Origin of the sequence: Xenophilus sp. (assembly GCF_044462705.1) — a bacterium.
Taxonomy (GTDB): domain Bacteria; phylum Pseudomonadota; class Gammaproteobacteria; order Burkholderiales; family Burkholderiaceae_C; genus Xenophilus; species Xenophilus azovorans.
Window position 1 is genome coordinate 18,863 of the sequence record NZ_JBIQNC010000023.1, and the last position, 17,565, is coordinate 36,427.

Below are 17,565 nucleotides of genomic sequence, written 5' to 3' on the forward strand. Positions count from 1 at the left end.
TTCCGATGACTGGTGCGGTGACGACAGGCGAGAACGGCGGCGGCGCGCTGGCCCAGGACTTCGTGCAGTTCGCGATCGAGTCGGGCGTGCTGCGCTTCGGCCAGTTCAAGACCAAGGCCGGCCGCATGAGCCCGTATTTCTTCAATGCCGGGCTGTTCGACGACGGCGCGCGCATCGCGCGGCTGGCGGAATTCTATGCAGCGCGCATCCTCGCCTCGGGCGTCGAGTTCGACATGATCTTCGGCCCCGCGTACAAGGGCATCCCCCTGGGCGCCACCGTGGCGGCCGAGCTGGCGCGGCGCGGCCGCAACGTGCCCTTCGCCTACAACCGCAAGGAGGCCAAGGACCACGGCGAGGGAGGCTCGCTGGTCGGCGCGCCGCTCAAGGGCCGGGTGCTGATCGTGGACGACGTGATGTCCGCCGGCACCGCGGTGCGCGAGTCCATCGCCCTCATCCGCGCGGCCGGCGCCACGCCGCACGCGGTCGCCATCGCGCTGGACCGGCAGGAGAAGGCCACCGAGAACGGCGCCGACGTGCCCTACAGCGCCGTGCAGTACGTGCGCAACCAGCTCGGCATGGAGGTTGTCGCCATTGCCACGCTGGCCGACTTGCTCGACTATCTGGGCCAGCGTGCCAGCGACGAACTGCGCACGCACCGCGAGGGAGTCCTGGCCTACCGCGCGCGCTACGGCGCCGGCTGAGGCCCACCGAAGGCATCGAAGGAGTCGATACGCCGTGCTGCTGCCTGCTGCCATCCATCGCGCGAATCCGTTGACCCGGCTGCTGGCCGCGGCGGCCTGCCTCGCCGTCGCCGGCGTGGCGCTCGCACAGTCCGACGGAAGGGGCGGTGTGTCCAACACCGGCAGCATCTTCAGTTGCGTCGACGCCAGCGGGCGCACCATCACCTCCGACCGGCCCATCCCGGCCTGCTTCGACCGCGAGCAGGTCGAGCTGAACTCGTCCGGCACCGTCAAGCGCCGCATCGAGCCGCGCTACACCGCCAGGGAGCGCGCCGAGATCGAGGCGCGCGAGCGCGAGGCCGAGCAGGCCGCGCTGCGCCAGCGCGAGGAGCGCCGCCGCGAGCGCGCGCTGCTGGTGCGCTACCCCAGCGCCGCCACCCACGACCGCGAGCGCGCCGAGGCCCTCAAGCAGGTGGACGCCGTCATCGAGGCGGCCCGCAAGCGCCTGTCGGAACTGGGCGAGGAACGCCGCCGCATCGACGGCGAGATGGAGTTCTACGCCGGCGATCCGGGCAAGGCGCCCGCCTCGCTGCGCCGGCAGGTCGAGGACAACGACCAGGCCGTGCAGGTGCAGAAGCGCTTCATCGGCGAGCAGGAAGAGGAAAAGCGCCGCATCGCCAGCCGCTTCGACGAGGAGCGGACCCGGCTGGTGCAGCTGTGGTCGCCCGAGAACGGCGGCCGGGCGCGGCGGCCCGCGCCCTAACCCAGCTTCGCCTTCAGCAGCGCATTGACCTGCGCCGGGTTGGCCTTGCCCTGGCTGGCCTTCATCACCTGGCCGACCAGCGCGTTGAAGGCCTTGTCCTTGCCGGCGCGGTACTCGGCGATGTTCTTCTCGTTCTTCGCCAGCACCTCGTCGACGATCTTCTCCAGCGCGCCGGCATCGCTCATCTGCTTGAGGCCCTTGGCCTCGATCAGCGCGTCCACGTCGCTGCCTTCGCCGCTCCACAGCGCGTCGAACACCTGGCGCGCGGCGTTGTTGGAGATGGTGCCGTCGCCGATGCGGCCGATCAGTGCGGCCAGCTGGGCCGGCTTCACCGGCGCGGCTTCGATGCCGATCTCCTGCGCGTTCAGGCGCTTGGAGATCTCGCCCTGCAGCCAGTTGCTGGCGAGCTTGGGCGCGGCGCCTGCCCCCACCACCGCATCGAAGTACGCGGCGTGGGCGGGGCTCTGCGTGAGCTGCGTGGCGTCGTAGTCCGTGAGGCCGTGCTCGCGCACGTAGCGCTCGGCCATGGCGCGCGGCAGCTCCGGCATCTCGCGCTTCACGCGCTCGATCCAGTCGGCGGCGATGGCCAGCGGCGGCAGGTCCGGGTCGGGGAAGTAGCGGTAGTCGGCCGCATCCTCCTTGGTGCGCATGGCGCGCGTCTCGCCGGTGTCGGGGTCGAACAGCACCGTGGCCTGCTGGATCGCGTGGCCGTCCTCCAGCTGCTCGATCTGCCAGCGGATCTCGTAGTCGATCGCCTGCTGCATGAAGCGGAAGCTGTTGAGGTTCTTGATCTCGCGCCGCGTGCCCAGCGGCTGGCCGGGCCGGCGCACCGACACGTTGGCGTCGCAGCGGAAGCTGCCCTCCTGCATGTTGCCGTCGCAGATGCCGATCCAGGTGACGATCTTGTGCAGCTCCTTGGCGTAGGCCACGGCCTCGGCGGTGGAGCGCATGTCGGGCTCGGTCACGATCTCCAAGAGCGGTGTGCCGGCGCGGTTGAGGTCGATGCCGCTCTGGCCCACGAAGTCCTCGTGCAGCGACTTGCCGGCGTCCTCTTCCAGGTGCGCGCGCACCAGGCGCACGGTCTTCAGCTCGCCGTCGAGGTAGAAGCTGACCGAGCCGCCCTGCACCACCGGGATCTCGTACTGGCTGATCTGGTAGCCCTTGGGCAGGTCGGGGTAGAAGTAGTTCTTGCGCGCGAAGACGCTGCGCGGCGCGATGTGCGAGCCCAGCGCCAGGCCGAGCTTGATGGCTCGCTCGACGGCGCCCTTGTTCATCACCGGCAGCGTGCCGGGCAGGGCCAGGTCCACCGCGCAGGCCTGGGTGTTCGGCTCGGCGCCGAAGGCGGTGCTGGCGCGGCTGAAGATCTTGCTGGCGGTCGAGAGCTGCGCGTGCGTCTCGAAGCCGATGATGACTTCGTAGCCCTGCACCAGCGGGCCGGTGGGACGGCCCTGCTGCTGCGCTTCGAAGGTGTTCACGGTGTCGTTCATGTCAGAAGCCCTCCGGCGTCTTCTGGTGCCAGTCGGTCGCCTGCTGGAAGCGGTGCGCGGCGTTCAGCAGCGTCGCCTCGCCGAAGTAGTTGCCGATCAGCTGCAGGCCCACGGGCATCCGGCCGTCGAAGCCGCAGGGCACGCTCATGCCCGGCAGGCCGGCCAGCGAGGCGGGCAGGGTGAACACGTCGGCCAGGTAGTCGGCCACCGGGTCGCCGCCGTGCTCGCCGATCTTCCAGGCCACGGTGGGCGCGGCCGGGCCGGCGATGAGGTCGCAGTCCCTGAAGGCCTGCTGGAAGTCGTCGGCGATCATGCGGCGCACCTTCTGCGCCTGCAGGTAGTAGGCGTCGTAGTAGCCGTGCGAGAGGACGTAGGTGCCGATCATGATGCGGCGCTTGACCTCGTCGCCGAAGCCCTCGGCGCGCGTCTTCGCGTACATCTCGGCCAGGTCCTTGTACTGCGCGGCGCGGTGGCCGAACTTCACGCCGTCGAAGCGGCTGAGGTTGGAGCTGGCCTCGGCCGCGGCCAGGATGTAGTAGACGGGGATCGACAGCTCGGTGCGCGGCAGGCTCACTTCCACGCGCCTGGCGCCCAGCTTCTCGTACTCGGCCAGCGCCGCCTCGATGGCGGCGCGCACGCCGGGCGCCACGCCCTCGCCGACGAACTCTTTCGGCACGCCGATGCGCAGGCCCTCCAGCGAGGCATGGAGCTGGCGCGAGAAGTCCTCGGCCGGCACGTCCAGCGAGGTGGAGTCGCGGTCCGGGTCGGGCCCGCACATCGCGGACAGCAGCAGGGCGCAGTCCTCGGCCGAGCGGGCCATCGGGCCGGCCTGATCCAGGCTGGACGCGAAAGCGATCATCCCGTAGCGCGAGGCGCGGCCGTAGGTCGGCTTGATGCCGGTGATGCCGCAGAAGGAGGCGGGCTGGCGGATCGAGCCGCCCGTGTCGGTGCCGGTGGCGGCCGGCGCCAGGGCGGCCGCCACGGCCACCGCGCTGCCGCCGGAGGAGCCGCCGGGCACGCGCTCGCGGTCCCACGGGTTGCGCACGGGCGAGACGGCGTCCAGGCCGGCGGCCGGCACGGCGACGTTCTCGTTGGCCGAGCCCATCGCGAACTCGTCGCAGCTCAGCTTGCCCAGCGTGACCATGCCGGCCCCGGCCAGCTTGCGCACCACCGTGGCGTCGAAGGGCGAGCGGTAGTCCGCCAGCATGCGCGAGCCGGCCGTGCTGGGCCAGCCGGTGGTGACGAAGATGTCCTTGTGAGCGATCGGCACGCCCGCCAGGGCGCCGGCGCCGCCGGCGGCCAGGGCGGCGTCGGCGGCCCGGGCCTGGGCCAGGGTGGCCTCCTCGTCGACGGACACGAAGGCGGCCAGGTCCTGGTGCGCCTTCATGCGGCCCAGGAAGTGGCGCGCCGTTTCCTCGGCCGAGACCTCGCGCGCCGCCAGCGCACGGGCCAGGTCCGCCACACCGCGGTGGTGCAAGGGCGCACTCATTCGATCACCTTCGGCACGAGGAACAGGCCGTTCTCCACCGCCGGCGCGCTGCGTTGGTTGGCGGCGCGGTCGTCCGGCTCGCTGACCGCGTCCTCGCGCAGGCGCAGCGTCACGTCCTGGAAGGCGGCCACGGGGTGGGCCAGGGGCTCGGTGCCGGCGGTGTCCACCGCCTGCATGCGCTCGACCAGGCCGAAGAAGCCGTTGATCTGAGTGAGCATGCGCTCGCTTTCGTCGGAATTCAGTTGCAGCTTCGCCAGCGAGGCGATGCGCGCGATGTCGGAGGAGTTCAGGGCCATCGGGATGGGCGCGTCGTCGGGGACGCCGAAAAGTGCCGCTCCGGCGCGTCGAACGGGGGGCGCCGATGGCCGGGAGCAAGGGGGAATCAGGTATTATCCGGCCTTTGCCGCAACATGCGCGAACTGGTGCCCTGACTGGCCCTGTCTTGCCGCAAGCGCAGTCAACTTCCCCCATCCAACAACAAGGGGCGACGCCCGGCCGAAGCGCCTGCCGTGCCCCCAAGGATCTGTCGCCATGTTTGGAGCCTTCCGTCGGTACTTCTCGACCGACCTCGCGATCGACCTCGGCACCGCCAACACCCTCATCTTCGCCCGCAACAAGGGCATCGTGCTCGACGAGCCCTCGGTCGTCGCCATCCGCCACGAGGGCGGCCCGCACGGCAAGAAGGTGATCCAGGCCGTGGGCCACGAGGCCAAGGCCATGCTGGGCAAGGTGCCCGGCAACATCGAGGCGATCCGCCCGATGAAGGACGGCGTGATCGCCGACTTCGTGATCACCGAGCAGATGATCAAGCAGTTCATCAAGATGGTGCACCCGCGCTCGCTGTTCACGCCCAGCCCGCGCATCATCATCTGCGTGCCCTGCGGCTCCACCCAGGTCGAGCGCCGCGCCATCAAGGACGCGGCCGAGGCCGCCGGCGCCACCTCGGTGTACCTGATCGAGGAGCCCATGGCCGCGGCCATCGGCGCCGGCCTGCCGGTCAGCGAGGCCAGCGGCTCGATGGTGGTGGACATCGGCGGCGGCACCACCGAGGTGGGCATCATTTCGCTCGGCGGCATGGTCTACAAGGGCAGCGTGCGCGTCGGCGGCGACCGCTTCGACGACTCCATCATCAACTACATCCGCCGCAACTACGGCATGCTGATCGGCGAGCCCACGGCCGAGATCATCAAGAAGAGCATCGGCTCGGCCTTCCCCGGCTCCGAGGTCAAGGAGATGGAGGTCAAGGGTCGCAACCTCAGCGAAGGCGTGCCGCGCAGCTTCACCATCAGCTCCAACGAGGTGCTGGAGGCGCTGACCGACCCGCTCAACCACATCGTCTCGGCCGTCAAGAACGCGCTGGAGCAGACGCCGCCCGAGCTGGGCGCCGACATCGCCGAGCGCGGCATGATGCTGACCGGCGGCGGCGCGCTGCTGCGCGACCTGGACCGCCTGCTGGCCGAGGAGACCGGCCTGCCCGTGCTGGTGGCTGAGGACCCGCTGCAGTGCGTGGTCAAGGGCTGCGGCATGGCGCTCGAGCGCATGGACCGGCTGGGCAGCATCTTCACGAGCGAGTAAATTTGCGCGCTGTCGCGAGCAGGCCGGACTGTGGTGGCACAGGCCGGCTTTTTGTCATCTGACTGAGCCTCTGGCGCTGCACCTCTTCCTCATCCGTCCATGCCGCTCGGCACGCTCGACAGAACCGCCCCGCCCCTGTTCAATCAGGGTCCCTCGGCCCTGTCGCGGCTGGTCTTCTGCAGCGCGCTGGCGCTGCTGCTGATGGTGGCGGACGCCCGCTTCGACATGGTCAGCCCCGTGCGCAAGGCGGTGGGCGCGGTGCTCTACCCGCTGCAGTGGCTGGCGCTCAAGCCGGTGCAGGGCGTGGTGGCGGCCGGGCGCTACTTCGAGGACCTGCAGGGCGCCCAGCGCGGCGAGGCCGAGGCGCGCCGCGCCATGGTGCTGCAGGCCGAGCGCGCCAGCCAGGCCGACGCGCTGGCCGCCGACAACGCCCGGCTGCGCGCGCTGCTGGAGCTGCGCCAGAACACGACGGTGCCGGGCCGCGCCGCCGAGGTGCTGTACGACGCGGCCGACCCCTACACGCGCAAGATCGTCATCGACCAGGGGCTCACCCAGGGCATCCGGCCCGGCTCCCCGGTGATCGACGAGCAGGGCGTGCTCGGCCAGGTGACCCTGGTGCAGCCCTTCGGCAGCGAGGTGACGCTGGTGGTGGACCGCAACCTGTCGATCCCCGTGCAGAACGCGCGCACCGGCGTGCGCAGCGTGGCCTTCGGCGATACCTCGGCCGGCGGCGCCGGGATGGAGCTGCGCTTCACCTCCGCCAACGCCGACGTGCAGGAGGGCGACCTGCTCGTCACCAGCGGCGTGGACGGCGTCTACCCCGCCGGCCTGCCCGTGGCCCGGGTGGAGCGCATCGAGAAGCGCGCCGACACCCCCTTCGCCCGCATCCACTGCGTGCCGATGGCGCGCGTGGGCGCGGTGCGCTACGTGATGGTGCTCGCGCCGGTGGGCACGGCGGCGGCCCCGGCGTCCGAGCCGGCGGCGCTGGAGGCCGCCTCATCCAAGAAGCAGCCCGAGGGCCGCGCCGGCGCGGCCGCCCGCAAGCCCGGCCCGGGCCGCCCCGGCGAGGGGCAGGCCCCGGCCACGGGAGGCCGCCGATGATCATGCGCCCCGGCCAGGAGCAGTTGCTGCTGCCTGTGCGGCCCACCTTCATCTGGAGCAGCCTGGCGGTGGCGCTGCTGCTGAACCTGCTGCCGCTGGGCCGCCTGGCCTGGATGCCCGACCTGCTGGCGCTGGCGCTCGTGTTCTGGAGCGTGCACCAGCCCGCGCGCATCGGCCTGGGCGCGGCCTTCGTCTTCGGTCTGGTGATGGACGTGCACCAGTCCGCGCTGCTGGGGCAGCATGCGCTGTCCTATGCCACGCTGTGCTTCTTCGCCATCACGCTGCACCGGCGGCTGCTGTGGTACCCGGTGCTGTCGCAGGCGCTGCAGCTGGTGCCGCTGTTCGCGGTGTCGCACCTGATCGAGCTGGGCATCCGCATGGTCGGCGGCGGGGTGTTCCCCGGCTGGCAGGTGATGATCGCGCCGGTGGTGGAGGCCGCGCTGTGGCCGCTGGTCACCTGGCTGCTGCTGGCACCGCAGCGCCGCGCGCCCGAGCGCGACGACAATCGCCCCCTGTAGACGCCGCAGCGCCCCCGCGCATGACCGAGATCCGCAACGTCGCCGCCGACCTCGCCCGCTTCCGGCGGCGCGTGCTGGTCATTTCGCTGGCGGTGCTGGCGGCGTTCTCGCTGCTGGGGATGCGCCTGTTCTACCTGCAGGTCACCCGCCACGACGACCTCGCCGCGCAGGCCGAGAGCAACCGCACGGCGGTGGTGCCGGTGGTGCCCAACCGCGGCCTCATCCTCGACCGCAACGGCATCGTGCTGGCCTCCAACTACTCGGCCTACACCCTGGAGATCACGCCGTCGAAGGTGCAGGACCTGGAGGCGACGCTCGACGAGCTGGCGCAGATCGTCGACATCCAGCCGCGCGACCGGCGCCGCTTCAAGCGCCTGCGCGAGGACTCGCGCAGCTTCGATTCCATCCCCATCCGCACCCGCCTGACCGACGAGGAGGTGGCCCGCTTCGCCGCGCAGCGCTACCGCTTCCCCGGCGTGGAGATCAAGGCGCGCCTGTTCCGCAACTATCCGCAGGGCGAGTTGGCCAGCCACGTGCTGGGCTACATCGGCCGCATCAACCAGCGCGAGAAGGCTGCCATGGAGGACTGGCCCGAGGAGGACCAGGCCAACTACAAGGGCACCGACTACATCGGCAAGCTGGGCATCGAGCAGAGCTACGAGAAGGTGCTGCACGGCCAGACGGGGGTGGAGCAGATGGAGACCTCCGCCGGCGGGCGCGCCGTGCGCCGCCTCGCCAGCCACCCCGCCACGCCGGGCGACACCGTCATGCTCACGCTCGACATCAAGCTGCAGAAGCTGGTGGAGGACATGTTCGGCGAGCGCCGCGGCGCGCTGGTGGCGCTGGACCCGCGCACGGGCGAGGTGCTGGCCTTCGTCTCCAAGCCCACCTTCGACCCCAACCTCTTCGTCGAGGGCATCGACACCGAGAGCTGGCAGGCGCTCAACGAGTCGATCGACAAGCCGCTGCTCAACCGCGCGCTGCGCGGCACCTACCCGCCCGGCTCCACCTACAAGCCCTTCATGGCGCTGGCCGCGCTGCAGCTGGGCAAGCGCGCGCCCAACGTGGTGGTGAACGACCCTGGCTATTTCACCTACGGCGGCCACACCTTCCGCAGCCACGAGGGCGGGCTGGGCGGCGTGGACATGGTCCGCGCCATCCAGTATTCGAGCAACACCTATTTCTATTCGCTGGCGGTGGAGATGGGCGTGGACGCGATCCACGACTTCATGAAGCCGCTGGGCTTCGGGCAGGTCACCGGCATCGACCTGGGCGGCGAGGTGCGCGGCGTGCTGCCCAGCACCGAGTGGAAGCGCAACAACTACAAGCGCCCCGAGCTGAAGAAGTGGTACGCGGGCGAGACCGTGTCGCTGGGCATCGGGCAGGGCTACAACAACTTCACCATGCTGCAGCTCGCGCTGGCCGAGGCCACGCTGGCCAACGGCGGCACCCGCTACCGGCCGCACCTGGTGCGGGCCATCAAGAACACCGTCACCGGCCAGGTCGACCTGGTGCCGCAGCCGCCCGGCGAGGACCTGGGCTACCAGAAGAAGAACGTGGATGTCGTGCGCACCGGCCTGGTGGCGGTGAACAAGGGCGGCACCGGCACGCGCGTGTTCGCCGGCGCCGCCTACACCTCGGCCGGCAAGACCGGCACGGCGCAGGCCGTCTCGCTGGGCCAGGGCGTGAGGTACAACGCCAAGGCGCTGGAGGAGCACCAGCGCGACCACTCGCTGTTCGCCGCCTTCGCGCCGGCCGAGGACCCGCGCATCGCCGTCGCGGTGATCGTGGAGAACGCCGGCTTCGGCGCCGCCCATGCGGCGCCCATCGTGCGGCGGGTGTTCGACTACTGGCTGGCCGACCAGTACCCCAATGAGCAGGACATGGCCGCCGTGCGCATCGGCAAGGCCTCCGCGCCCATCGGCAAGCCGCTGGTGGCCAGCCAGATGCCGTGGCCGCCGACCGCCGGCGGCGCCAGCACCGCGCCCTGACGCGGCCTAGCCGCGCAGGAAGGCGTCGTAGCCGGTGCGCAGGATCAGCGCGCCCACCACCCCGATGAACACCTTGCGCACGAAGCCCGCGCCGTGGCGCAGCGCGACCCGCGCGCCCAGGATGCTGCCGGCCACGTTGGCCACGGCCATCAGCAGGCCGTAGTGCCACCACACGTGCCCCTTCAGCGCGAACAGCAGCAGCGCGCCGGCGTTGGTGGTCGTGTTCAGCAGCTTGGCCGAGGCCGAGGCGTTCAGGAAGTCGTAGCCCAGCCAGCGCACGAACAGGAAGATGAAGAAGCTGCCGGTGCCGGGGCCGAAGAAGCCGTCGTAGAAGCCGATCAGCGCGCCGATGGCGGCGGTGGCCCCGATCTCCGCCCGGCCGGCCAGGCGCGGCGCATGCTCGCGCCCCAGGTCCTTGCGCGCCAGCGTGTACAGCAGCAGCCCCAGCAGGATGAAGGGCAGCAGCTTGCGCAGCGCCGCCGGCGAGACCAGCGACACCGTCCAGGCCCCGGCCAGCGCGCCGGCGAAGGCGGCCCCGATGCCCGCCCCCAACGCCGGCCAGCGCAGGCGCACGCGCCGCGCGAACTGGGCGCCGGCCGCCGCCGTGCCCCAGACCGAGGCGCTCTTGTTGGTGCCCAGGAGGGTCGCTGCCGGTGCACCCGGGAAGGTGGCGAACAGCACCGGCACCAGCACGAGGCCGCCGCCGCCCACGATCGAATCCACGAAGCCCGCGAACAGCGAGGCCAGCCCCAGCCACCATCCTTCCATCCGGGCATTGTCTCCGCCGGTGCATCCCGTTGCGGGTGCGGAAAAAAGAAAAGCGCCGACCGGCGGCGCTTTGAAAAACGATGGGTGCCTCATGGGCGGGCACCTTGAATGATCTTGTTCTGGGGTCGGGCGGTTTGTCTCCTCGGTCCCTCGCAGAGCAACGAGGCAGGGCCCGTTGGCGAGTGCGGCGACTTTAGGGGGTGCACCGTCCCAGTGCATCGGGAATAACCCGCTGCAGAAATGTGACCGGATGTGAGCGGCCCTCCCCGGAAGGGTGCGAGTCAGCCGCCGGCGGCGGCGTCGGCCCGCACCCAGGCGGCGGCCTTCTCGGCCATCATCAGCGTGGGGCTGTTGGTGTTGCCGCTGGTGATGGTGGGCATGGCGCTGGCGTCCACCACGCGCAGGCCCTGCACGCCGCGCACGCGCAGGCGGGCGTCGAGCACGGCCATCGGGTCGCCGGCCGCGCCCATTTTCGCCGTGCCCACCGGGTGGAAGATGGTGGTGGCGATGTCGCCGGCCAGGCGGGCCAGGTCCTCGTCGGTCTCGTACTGCGGGCCGGGCTTCCACTCCTGCGGCCGGTATTTGGCCAGCGCGGGCTGGGCGGCGATGCGGCGCGTCACGCGCAGCGAGTCGGCCGCCACCTTGCGGTCCGCATCGGTGGAGAGATAGCACGGCGCGATGGCGGGGGCGTCCTCGAAGCGCGGGCTCTTGATGCGCACCGAGCCGCGGCTGGTCGGGTTGAGGTTGCACACGCTGGCGGTGAAGGCCGGGAAGCTGTGCAGCGGGTCGCCGAAGGCATCGAGCGAGAGCGGCTGCACGTGGTACTGGATGTTGGGCCAGGCGTGCTCGGGCGCGCTGCGGGTGAAGGCGCCGAGCTGCGAGGGCGCCATGCTCATCGGCCCGCTGCGGCGCAGGACGTACTCCAGCCCGATGCGCGCCTTGCCGAACAGCGAAGAGGCCAGCACGTTGAGCGTGGGCGCGCCGTCGATCTTGAACACGGCGCGGATCTGCAGGTGGTCCTGCAGGTTGGCGCCCACGCCGGGCAGGTCGGCCACCACCGGGATGCCGTGCTGCTGCAGCAGATCGCCCGGCCCGATGCCCGAGAGCTGCAGCAGCTGCGGCGAGCCGATGCTGCCTGCGCACAGCAGCACCTCGCGCGTGGCGCTGGCCGTGACCAGCTCGCTGCCGTTCCACACCTGCACGCCGGTGCAGCGCGGCGGGCCGTCGGGCTGCGCCTCGACCACCAGCCGTGTGACCTGCGCGCCCGTCCACAGCTCGAAGTTCGGCCGTCCGTAGCAGATGGGCCGCAGGAAGGCCTTGGCCGTGTTCCAGCGCCAGCCGGCCTTCTGGTTGACCTGGAAGTAGCCCACGCCCTCGTTGCTGCCGCGGTTGAAGTCGGCGGTGTGCGGGATGCCGGCCTGCACCGCCGCCTCGGCGAAGGCGTCGAGGATGTCCCAGCGCAGCCGCTGGCGCTCCACGCGCCACTCGCCGCCGTGGCCGTGGAAGCGATCGAAGTCCGCATCGCGCCGCGCGGCCTCGGCGGCGTCGCCCAGGTAGTGGTCCTCGTGCTGCCTGAAGGCGGGCAGCACGTTCTCCCAGCGCCAGGCGTCGTCGCCGGTGAGCTCGGCCCAGCCGTCGTAGTCGCGCGACTGGCCGCGCATGTAGATCATGCCGTTGATGCTGGAGCAGCCGCCCAGCGTCTTGCCGCGCGGGTAGCGCAGTACGCGGCCGTTCAGGCCCGCGTCGGGCTCGGTCTGGTAGAGCCAGTCGGTGCGCGGGTTGCCGATGCAGTAGAGGTACCCCACCGGGATGTGGATCCAGTGGTAGTCGTCCTTGCGCCCGGCCTCGATGAGCAGCACGCGCCGCCCCTTGTCCGCGCTCAGCCGGTTGGCCATCAGCGCGCCGGCGGTGCCGGCGCCGATGACGATGTAGTCGAAGGTGGTGTCGCTCAAGGCCTGTCTCCGGTCTCTTCTCGTTCTCGTACCCGCCGCCGCACGCGCCGGTGCTGATGCCAGGGCTCCCGCGGAACCGGCTCTGCCGGGCCGCAGGGAGCGCCCCCTTGCAGGGGGTTGCCGGAGCGGAACGAAGTCCGCGCAGGCCGGGGGTGAGCTTACTTCGCCGTCGGCATCACGAACTCGGCGCCCTTGCCGATGCTCTCGGGCCAGCGTTGCATGATCGACTTCTGCTTGGTGTAGAAGCGCACGCCTTCCTCGCCGTAGGCGTGCATGTCGCCGAACAGGCTGCGCTTCCAGCCGCCGAAGCCGTGCCAGGCCATCGGCACCGGGATCGGCACGTTGATGCCGACCATGCCCACCTGGATGCGGCGGCCGAACTCGCGCGCCACGTTGCCGTCGCGGGTGAAGCAGGCCACGCCGTTGCCGAACTCGTGGGCGTTGATGAGGTCCACTGCCTCCTTCAGGTCCTTCACGCGCACGCAGCCGAGCACGGGGCCGAAGATCTCTTCCTTGTAGATGCGCATGTCGGGCGTGACGTGGTCGAACAGCGTGCCGCCCATCCAGAAGCCCCCGTCGCAGCCTTCGCCGGCGCGGCTGCCGTCGAAGCCGCGGCCGTCGACTAGCAGCTTCGCGCCTTCCTGCTCGCCCAGCGCGATGTAGCCGCTGATGCGCTCGTGCGCGGCCTTCGTGACGATGGGGCCCATCTCGGCCGCCAGGTTCTCGCCGTCGAACACCTTCAGCGTCTTCGCGCGCTCGACCAGCTTGGGAATGATCCGGTCGGCCGCGTCGCCCACCAGCACCGCGACGCTGATCGCCATGCAGCGCTCGCCGGCCGAGCCGTAGCCGGCGCCGATCAGCGCATCGACCGCCTGGTCGATGTCGGCATCGGGCATCACCACCATGTGGTTCTTGGCGCCGCCCAGGGCCTGCACGCGCTTGCCGTGGCGCGCGCCCGTCTCGTAGATGTAGTTGGCGATGGGCGTGGAGCCGACGAAGCTGACGGCCTTGACGTCGGGGTGCTCCAGCAGCGCGTCGACGGCCGCCTTGTCGCCCTGCACCACGTTGAACACGCCGTCGGGCAGGCCGGCCTCCTTCAGCAGCTCGGCGATGCGCAGCGAGGGGCTGGGGTCGATCGGGCTGGGCTTGAGCACGAAGGTGTTGCCCGCGGCGATGGCCACCGGGAACATCCACATCGGCACCATCACCGGGAAGTTGAAGGGCGTGATGCCCGCCACCACGCCCAGCGGCTGGCGGATCGTCCAGTTGTCGATGCCGGTGGAGACCTGCTCGGTGTGGTCGCCCTTGAGCAGTTGCGGGATGCCGCAGGCGAACTCCACCACCTCGATGCCGCGCGTGACCTCGCCCTGCGCGTCGGTGAACACCTTGCCGTGTTCGGCGGTGATCAGGTGGGCCAGCTCGTCGCGGTGCTGGTTCAGCAGCTCGAGGAACCGGAACATCACCCGCGCGCGGCGCACCGGCGGCGTGTCGGCCCAGGCCGGGAAGGCGGCCTGCGCGGCGGCCACGGCGGCGCCCACCTGGTCGGCGCCGGCCAGCCCGGCGCGGCCGGTGACGGCGCCGGTGGCGGGGTTGGTCACGTCCTGTGCGCGGCCCGAGGCGTTGGCCACGAGGCGGCCCTGGATGTAGTGGTCGATGGCGGCGATGCTGTTCTTCATGCGCGGTCTCCGGAAAAGGGGAAGAAGGGGGGTTGCGGCCAGTCTAGGACCGCCTCCGGAGCCTGCCTAGCCGCCTGCGCTTGAACTGATTGTTTGCTGTAGTGAACAATCATTCGATGGAACGCCAAAAGATCGAGAGCCTGTGGACCCACCTGCACTGGCTGACGGTGCTGGCGCAGCAGGGCAGCTTCACCGCGGCGGCGCGCCGGCTGGGCGTGAGCAAGGCCGGCATGAGCCAGCGCATCGCCGAGCTGGAGCGCGAGGCCGGCGTGCCGCTGGTGCTGCGCACCACCCGCAGCGTGCGGCTCACCGAGGCCGGCCAGCGGCTGGCGGACGGCACGCGCACCTCCTTCGACGCCATCGCCCAGAGCTTCGCCGGCGTGCGCGACCTGGCCGAGCTGCCGCGCGGCCTGCTGCGGGTGAGCGCGCCGGTGGCCCTGGCGCGCCAGCAACTGGTGCCGCGGCTGCCGGACTTCCTGCGCGCGCACCCCGAGGTGCGGCTGGAGCTGGAGCTGTCGGACCGCCTCGTCTCGCTGGCCACCGAAGGCTTCGACCTGGCCGTGCGCCACACCGCCGCGCCGCCCGACACGCACGTCGCCTGGACGCTGTGCGCCACGCGCAGCGTGCTGGTGGCCAGCCGCGCCTACCTGCGCCGGCGCGGCGCGCCGCAGCGCCCGCAGGAACTGCCGTCGCACGACTGCCTGCACTACCCGCGCGCCCGCGAGACGCCGGCCTGGCATTTCCGCCAGCGCGCCGCGCCGCGCGGGCGCGAAAGGGCCGAGCCGCCGCGCATCACCGTGCCGGTGGCCGGCCCCTTCGCCGCCAACAACAGCGAGGCGCTGCGCGACGCGGCGCTGGGCGGCCTGGGCATCGCACTGCTGCCCGACTTCAGCGCCCAGGCGCCGCTGCAGTCCGGCCGGCTGGTGGAGGTGCTGCCCGGCTGGGAGCCGGTCGGCGCCTTCGGCGAGCACCTGTTCGCCATCCGGCCGTACGCGCCGCACGTGCCGCGGGCGGTGAGCGTCTTCGTCGCCTGGCTGCGCGAGGCCTTCGCCGGCGGTTTCGGGCCGCGGGCCGAGGGCGGACGTCAGTGAAGGGCGCGGCCGCCTGTCGCCCGGCGCCGTGCCTGGCGCGGGCGGCGGGAGCCAGCGGTTAGCATCACCGGCTGTTCAGCCTCAGGTCAGACAGCCCGATCCGCGTCCATGTCTTCCACCGCGCCCCGGCGATCTCCCGACGACGCGTCCCCGCGCGTCGAACGCGCCCAGGCCGGAGGCCCGGGCCCGTGGATGCCGCGCGGGCGCTGGACGGCGCTGGCCTTCTCCTCGCGCCGGCAGTGGGAGGCGCTGGAGCGCCAGCTCGACGACGCCGGCGCCGGCGGCGCCTGGGACCTGCGCGGCATCGAGCAGCTCGACCACATCGGCGCCCAGCTGCTGTGGAACCACTGGGGCCGCGCCTGGCCGGCGCAGATCGAACTCACCGAATCGCAGAAGGCGGTGCTCGACCAGGTGGAGCGCTTCGGCGCGCGGCCGCCGCAGGAGGCGGCGCCCGGCTTCTGGGACAGCCTGCACCGCCACCTGGCCAAGGGGCCGGTGCTGTGGCGCGTGGGCAAGGAAGGCACCGCGCTGCTGGGCCAGCTCGCGCTGGACCTGCTGACGCTGCTGCGCGCGCCGCACCGCGCGCCCTGGCGCGACATCTCCGGCCACCTCTACCAGACCGGCGCCACCGCGCTGCCCATCACCGCGCTGGTGGGCGCGCTCATCGGCATCGTGCTGGCCTACCTGATCTCCAACCAGCTGCGCAGCTACGGCGCGGAGTCCTTCGTCGTCAACATCCTCGGCCTGTCGCTGATCCGCGAGCTGGGGCCGGTGCTGGCGGCGGTGCTGATCGCCGGGCGTTCGGGCTCGGCCATCACCGCGCAGATCGGCGTGATGCGCGTGACGGAGGAGCTGGACGCCATGCGCGTCATGGGCATCCCGCACGGCTTCCGCCTGGTGATGCCGCGCGTGATCGCGCTGGCCATCGCCATGCCGCTGATCAGCCTGTGGACCTCGATCGCGGCGCTGGCCGGCGGCATGCTGGCGGCGCAGATGTCGCTGGACATCTCGCCCGAGTTCTTCTTCCGGCAGCTGCCGCGCGCGGTGCCCTTCAGCAACATCGTGCTGGCCTGCGCCAAGTCGGTGGTGTTCGGCGTGCTCATCGCGCTCATCGCCTGCTACTACGGCATGCGCGTCAAGCCCAACACCGAGAGCCTGGGGCGCGGCACCACCTCATCCGTCGTCAGCTCGATCACCATGGTGATCCTGGTCGACGCCCTGTTCGCCGTGCTGTTCCGCGGCATCGGCTTTCGCTTCTAGGGCCGGCGATGAGCGTCTCTGCCTGGCAATCCCTCGGCGACAACCATGCCAGCGTGGTCGAGATCCACGGGCTGTGGACGGTGTTCCAGAACGACGGCGGCGAGCAGGTGGTGCACCAGGACCTCGAGCTCACCATCGAGCGCGGCGAGATCCTCTCGCTGGTCGGCGGCTCGGGCACCGGCAAGACGGTGCTGCTGCGCCAGATCCTGGGCCTGCAGAAGCCCACCCGCGGCGAGGTGCGCGTGCTCGGCCGCGCGCCGGCCGAACTCAGCGCCAAGGGCGCGGCGGTGGTGGGCATGCTGTTCCAGCACGGCGCGCTGTTCTCCGCCTTCAACGTGCTCGACAACATCGCCCTGCCGCTGCGCGAGCTGAAGCTGCTGCCCGAGGAGCTGATCCGCGACGCCGCGCTGGTCAAGCTGCAGATGGTGGGCCTGGCGCCCGAGCACGCGAACAAGATGCCGGCCGACCTCTCGGGCGGCATGATCAAGCGCGTGGCCCTGGCGCGCGCCCTCATCATGGACCCGCCCCTCTTGCTGCTGGACGAGCCCACCGCCGGCCTGGACCCGGCCGCCTCGGACAGCTTCTGCGACCTGCTGCGCGGCCTGCACCGCGAGCTGGGCCTGACGGTGGTGATGGTCACGCACGACCTGGACACGCTGCTCGACCTGTCGACGCGCATCGCCGTGCTGGCCGACCGCAAGGTCATCGTCGCCGGCACCGCGCAGGAAGTGATCGCCTTCGACCATCCCTTCATCCACGACTACTTTCTCGGCGGCCGCGGCCGGCGCGCACTGCTCGCGCTGCAGGACCACACCACCGAGACGCCCTGAAAGGAAGCCAAGCCCATGGAAAACAAGTCCCATGCCCTGGCCGCCGGCGCCTTCGTGCTCGGCCTGGTGGCCGTGCTCGTCGCGCTGGTGCTCTGGTTCACGCGCGACGACACCGTGCGCAACACCTACGAGCTGTCCACGCGCGACGCGGTGAGCGGCCTGCAGCCGCAGGCGGCGGTGCGCTACCGCGGCATCGCGGTGGGCAAGGTCACCAGCATCGACTTCGACCCGGAGCACAAGGGCAACGTGCGCGTGCGCATGGCCATCGACGAGCGCGTGCCGCTCACCAGGTCCACCTTCGCCACCCTGAGCTACCAGGGCGTCACCGGCCTGGCCTTCATCGCGCTGGACGACAAGGGCGAATCGCAGGAGCCGCTGGCGCCC

At 71.3% G+C, this 17,565-nt stretch carries 16 protein-coding genes; 10 read left to right on the forward strand and 6 right to left on the reverse strand.

Features of this window, described 5'->3' with window-relative positions; translation table 11 throughout:
* Positions 1–5: 5 nt before the first annotated feature.
* Together pyrE and ACIY1X_RS06405 are read left to right on the forward strand one after the other, a co-directional pair.
* Entirely contained in the window at positions 6–701 is a 696-nt protein-coding gene (gene pyrE / locus ACIY1X_RS06400) for an orotate phosphoribosyltransferase (protein ID WP_399679061.1), read from the forward strand.
* Between the two features lie 40 nt (positions 702–741).
* The gene (locus tag ACIY1X_RS06405) at positions 742–1,443 is read left to right on the forward strand and encodes a DUF4124 domain-containing protein (RefSeq protein ID WP_399679093.1); all 702 of its coding nucleotides are present in this window, start codon (positions 742–744) and stop codon (positions 1,441–1,443) included.
* On the opposite strand, the gene gatB is transcribed toward ACIY1X_RS06405, so the two are convergent.
* The 3 genes from gatB to gatC are packed head-to-tail and all read right to left on the reverse strand — an operon-like array spanning position 1,440 to position 4,715.
* A complete protein-coding gene (gene gatB / locus ACIY1X_RS06410; RefSeq protein WP_399679063.1) occupies positions 1,440–2,930 on the reverse strand; it encodes an Asp-tRNA(Asn)/Glu-tRNA(Gln) amidotransferase subunit GatB in 1,491 nt (496 codons plus the stop codon). The genes ACIY1X_RS06405 and gatB overlap by 4 nt on opposite strands.
* 1 nt (position 2,931) lies before the next feature.
* Positions 2,932–4,419 (reverse strand): Asp-tRNA(Asn)/Glu-tRNA(Gln) amidotransferase subunit GatA, encoded by a 1,488-nt coding sequence (gatA, locus tag ACIY1X_RS06415; protein ID WP_399679064.1) that lies wholly within the window; start codon positions 4,417–4,419, stop codon positions 2,932–2,934.
* The gene (gene gatC / locus ACIY1X_RS06420; RefSeq protein ID WP_399679067.1) at positions 4,416–4,715 is read right to left on the reverse strand and encodes an Asp-tRNA(Asn)/Glu-tRNA(Gln) amidotransferase subunit GatC; all 300 of its coding nucleotides are present in this window, start codon (positions 4,713–4,715) and stop codon (positions 4,416–4,418) included. Before gatC ends, gatA begins: the two co-directional genes overlap by 4 nt.
* A gap of 235 nt (positions 4,716–4,950) precedes the next feature.
* Between gatC and ACIY1X_RS06425 the strand changes: the two genes are divergently transcribed.
* The 4 genes from ACIY1X_RS06425 to mrdA all read left to right on the forward strand — a co-directional run bounded on the left by ACIY1X_RS06425 (position 4,951) and on the right by mrdA (position 9,604).
* Complete coding sequence (locus ACIY1X_RS06425; protein WP_038210740.1) at positions 4,951–5,994, forward strand: rod shape-determining protein; 1,044 nt, start codon at positions 4,951–4,953, stop codon at positions 5,992–5,994.
* A 99-nt stretch (positions 5,995–6,093) separates the two neighbouring features.
* Positions 6,094–7,095 carry a rod shape-determining protein MreC gene (gene mreC / locus ACIY1X_RS06430; RefSeq protein WP_399679071.1) on the forward strand — a complete coding sequence of 334 codons (1,002 nt, stop codon included), beginning with the start codon at positions 6,094–6,096 and terminating at the stop codon, positions 7,093–7,095.
* Positions 7,092–7,613, forward strand: coding sequence for a rod shape-determining protein MreD (gene mreD, locus ACIY1X_RS06435; RefSeq protein ID WP_399679073.1), 522 nt, complete (start codon positions 7,092–7,094; stop codon positions 7,611–7,613). Before mreC ends, mreD begins: the two co-directional genes overlap by 4 nt.
* A gap of 20 nt (positions 7,614–7,633) precedes the next feature.
* A complete protein-coding gene (mrdA, locus tag ACIY1X_RS06440; RefSeq protein ID WP_399679075.1) occupies positions 7,634–9,604 on the forward strand; it encodes a penicillin-binding protein 2 in 1,971 nt (656 codons plus the stop codon).
* A gap of 6 nt (positions 9,605–9,610) precedes the next feature.
* Here mrdA and ACIY1X_RS06445 read toward each other — a convergent pair whose 3' ends face one another.
* From ACIY1X_RS06445 to ACIY1X_RS06455, 3 genes are all read right to left on the reverse strand, one after another.
* Positions 9,611–10,372 carry a sulfite exporter TauE/SafE family protein gene (locus ACIY1X_RS06445; RefSeq protein WP_399679078.1) on the reverse strand — a complete coding sequence of 254 codons (762 nt, stop codon included), beginning with the start codon at positions 10,370–10,372 and terminating at the stop codon, positions 9,611–9,613.
* A gap of 281 nt (positions 10,373–10,653) precedes the next feature.
* Positions 10,654–12,324 carry a GMC family oxidoreductase gene (locus ACIY1X_RS06450; protein ID WP_399679079.1) on the reverse strand — a complete coding sequence of 557 codons (1,671 nt, stop codon included), beginning with the start codon at positions 12,322–12,324 and terminating at the stop codon, positions 10,654–10,656.
* Positions 12,325–12,482: 158 nt separating this feature from the next.
* Positions 12,483–14,000: a CoA-acylating methylmalonate-semialdehyde dehydrogenase gene (locus ACIY1X_RS06455; protein WP_399679082.1), complete on the reverse strand. Its 1,518-nt coding sequence runs from the start codon at positions 13,998–14,000 to the stop codon at positions 12,483–12,485.
* A gap of 116 nt (positions 14,001–14,116) precedes the next feature.
* On the opposite strand from ACIY1X_RS06455, the gene ACIY1X_RS06460 reads away from it, so the two are divergent.
* The 4 genes from ACIY1X_RS06460 to ACIY1X_RS06475 form a co-directional block, all read left to right on the forward strand.
* Positions 14,117–15,091, forward strand: coding sequence for a LysR family transcriptional regulator (locus ACIY1X_RS06460; RefSeq protein WP_399679084.1), 975 nt, complete (start codon positions 14,117–14,119; stop codon positions 15,089–15,091).
* 108 nt (positions 15,092–15,199) lie between these two features.
* Positions 15,200–16,351 carry an MlaE family ABC transporter permease gene (locus ACIY1X_RS06465; RefSeq protein ID WP_399679085.1) on the forward strand — a complete coding sequence of 384 codons (1,152 nt, stop codon included), beginning with the start codon at positions 15,200–15,202 and terminating at the stop codon, positions 16,349–16,351.
* A gap of 8 nt (positions 16,352–16,359) precedes the next feature.
* Entirely contained in the window at positions 16,360–17,181 is an 822-nt protein-coding gene (locus tag ACIY1X_RS06470) for an ABC transporter ATP-binding protein (RefSeq protein ID WP_399679087.1), read from the forward strand.
* A gap of 15 nt (positions 17,182–17,196) precedes the next feature.
* Positions 17,197–17,565, forward strand: a 369-nt coding sequence (locus ACIY1X_RS06475) for an MlaD family protein (protein ID WP_399679090.1), incomplete at its 3' end; no start/stop codon positions are given.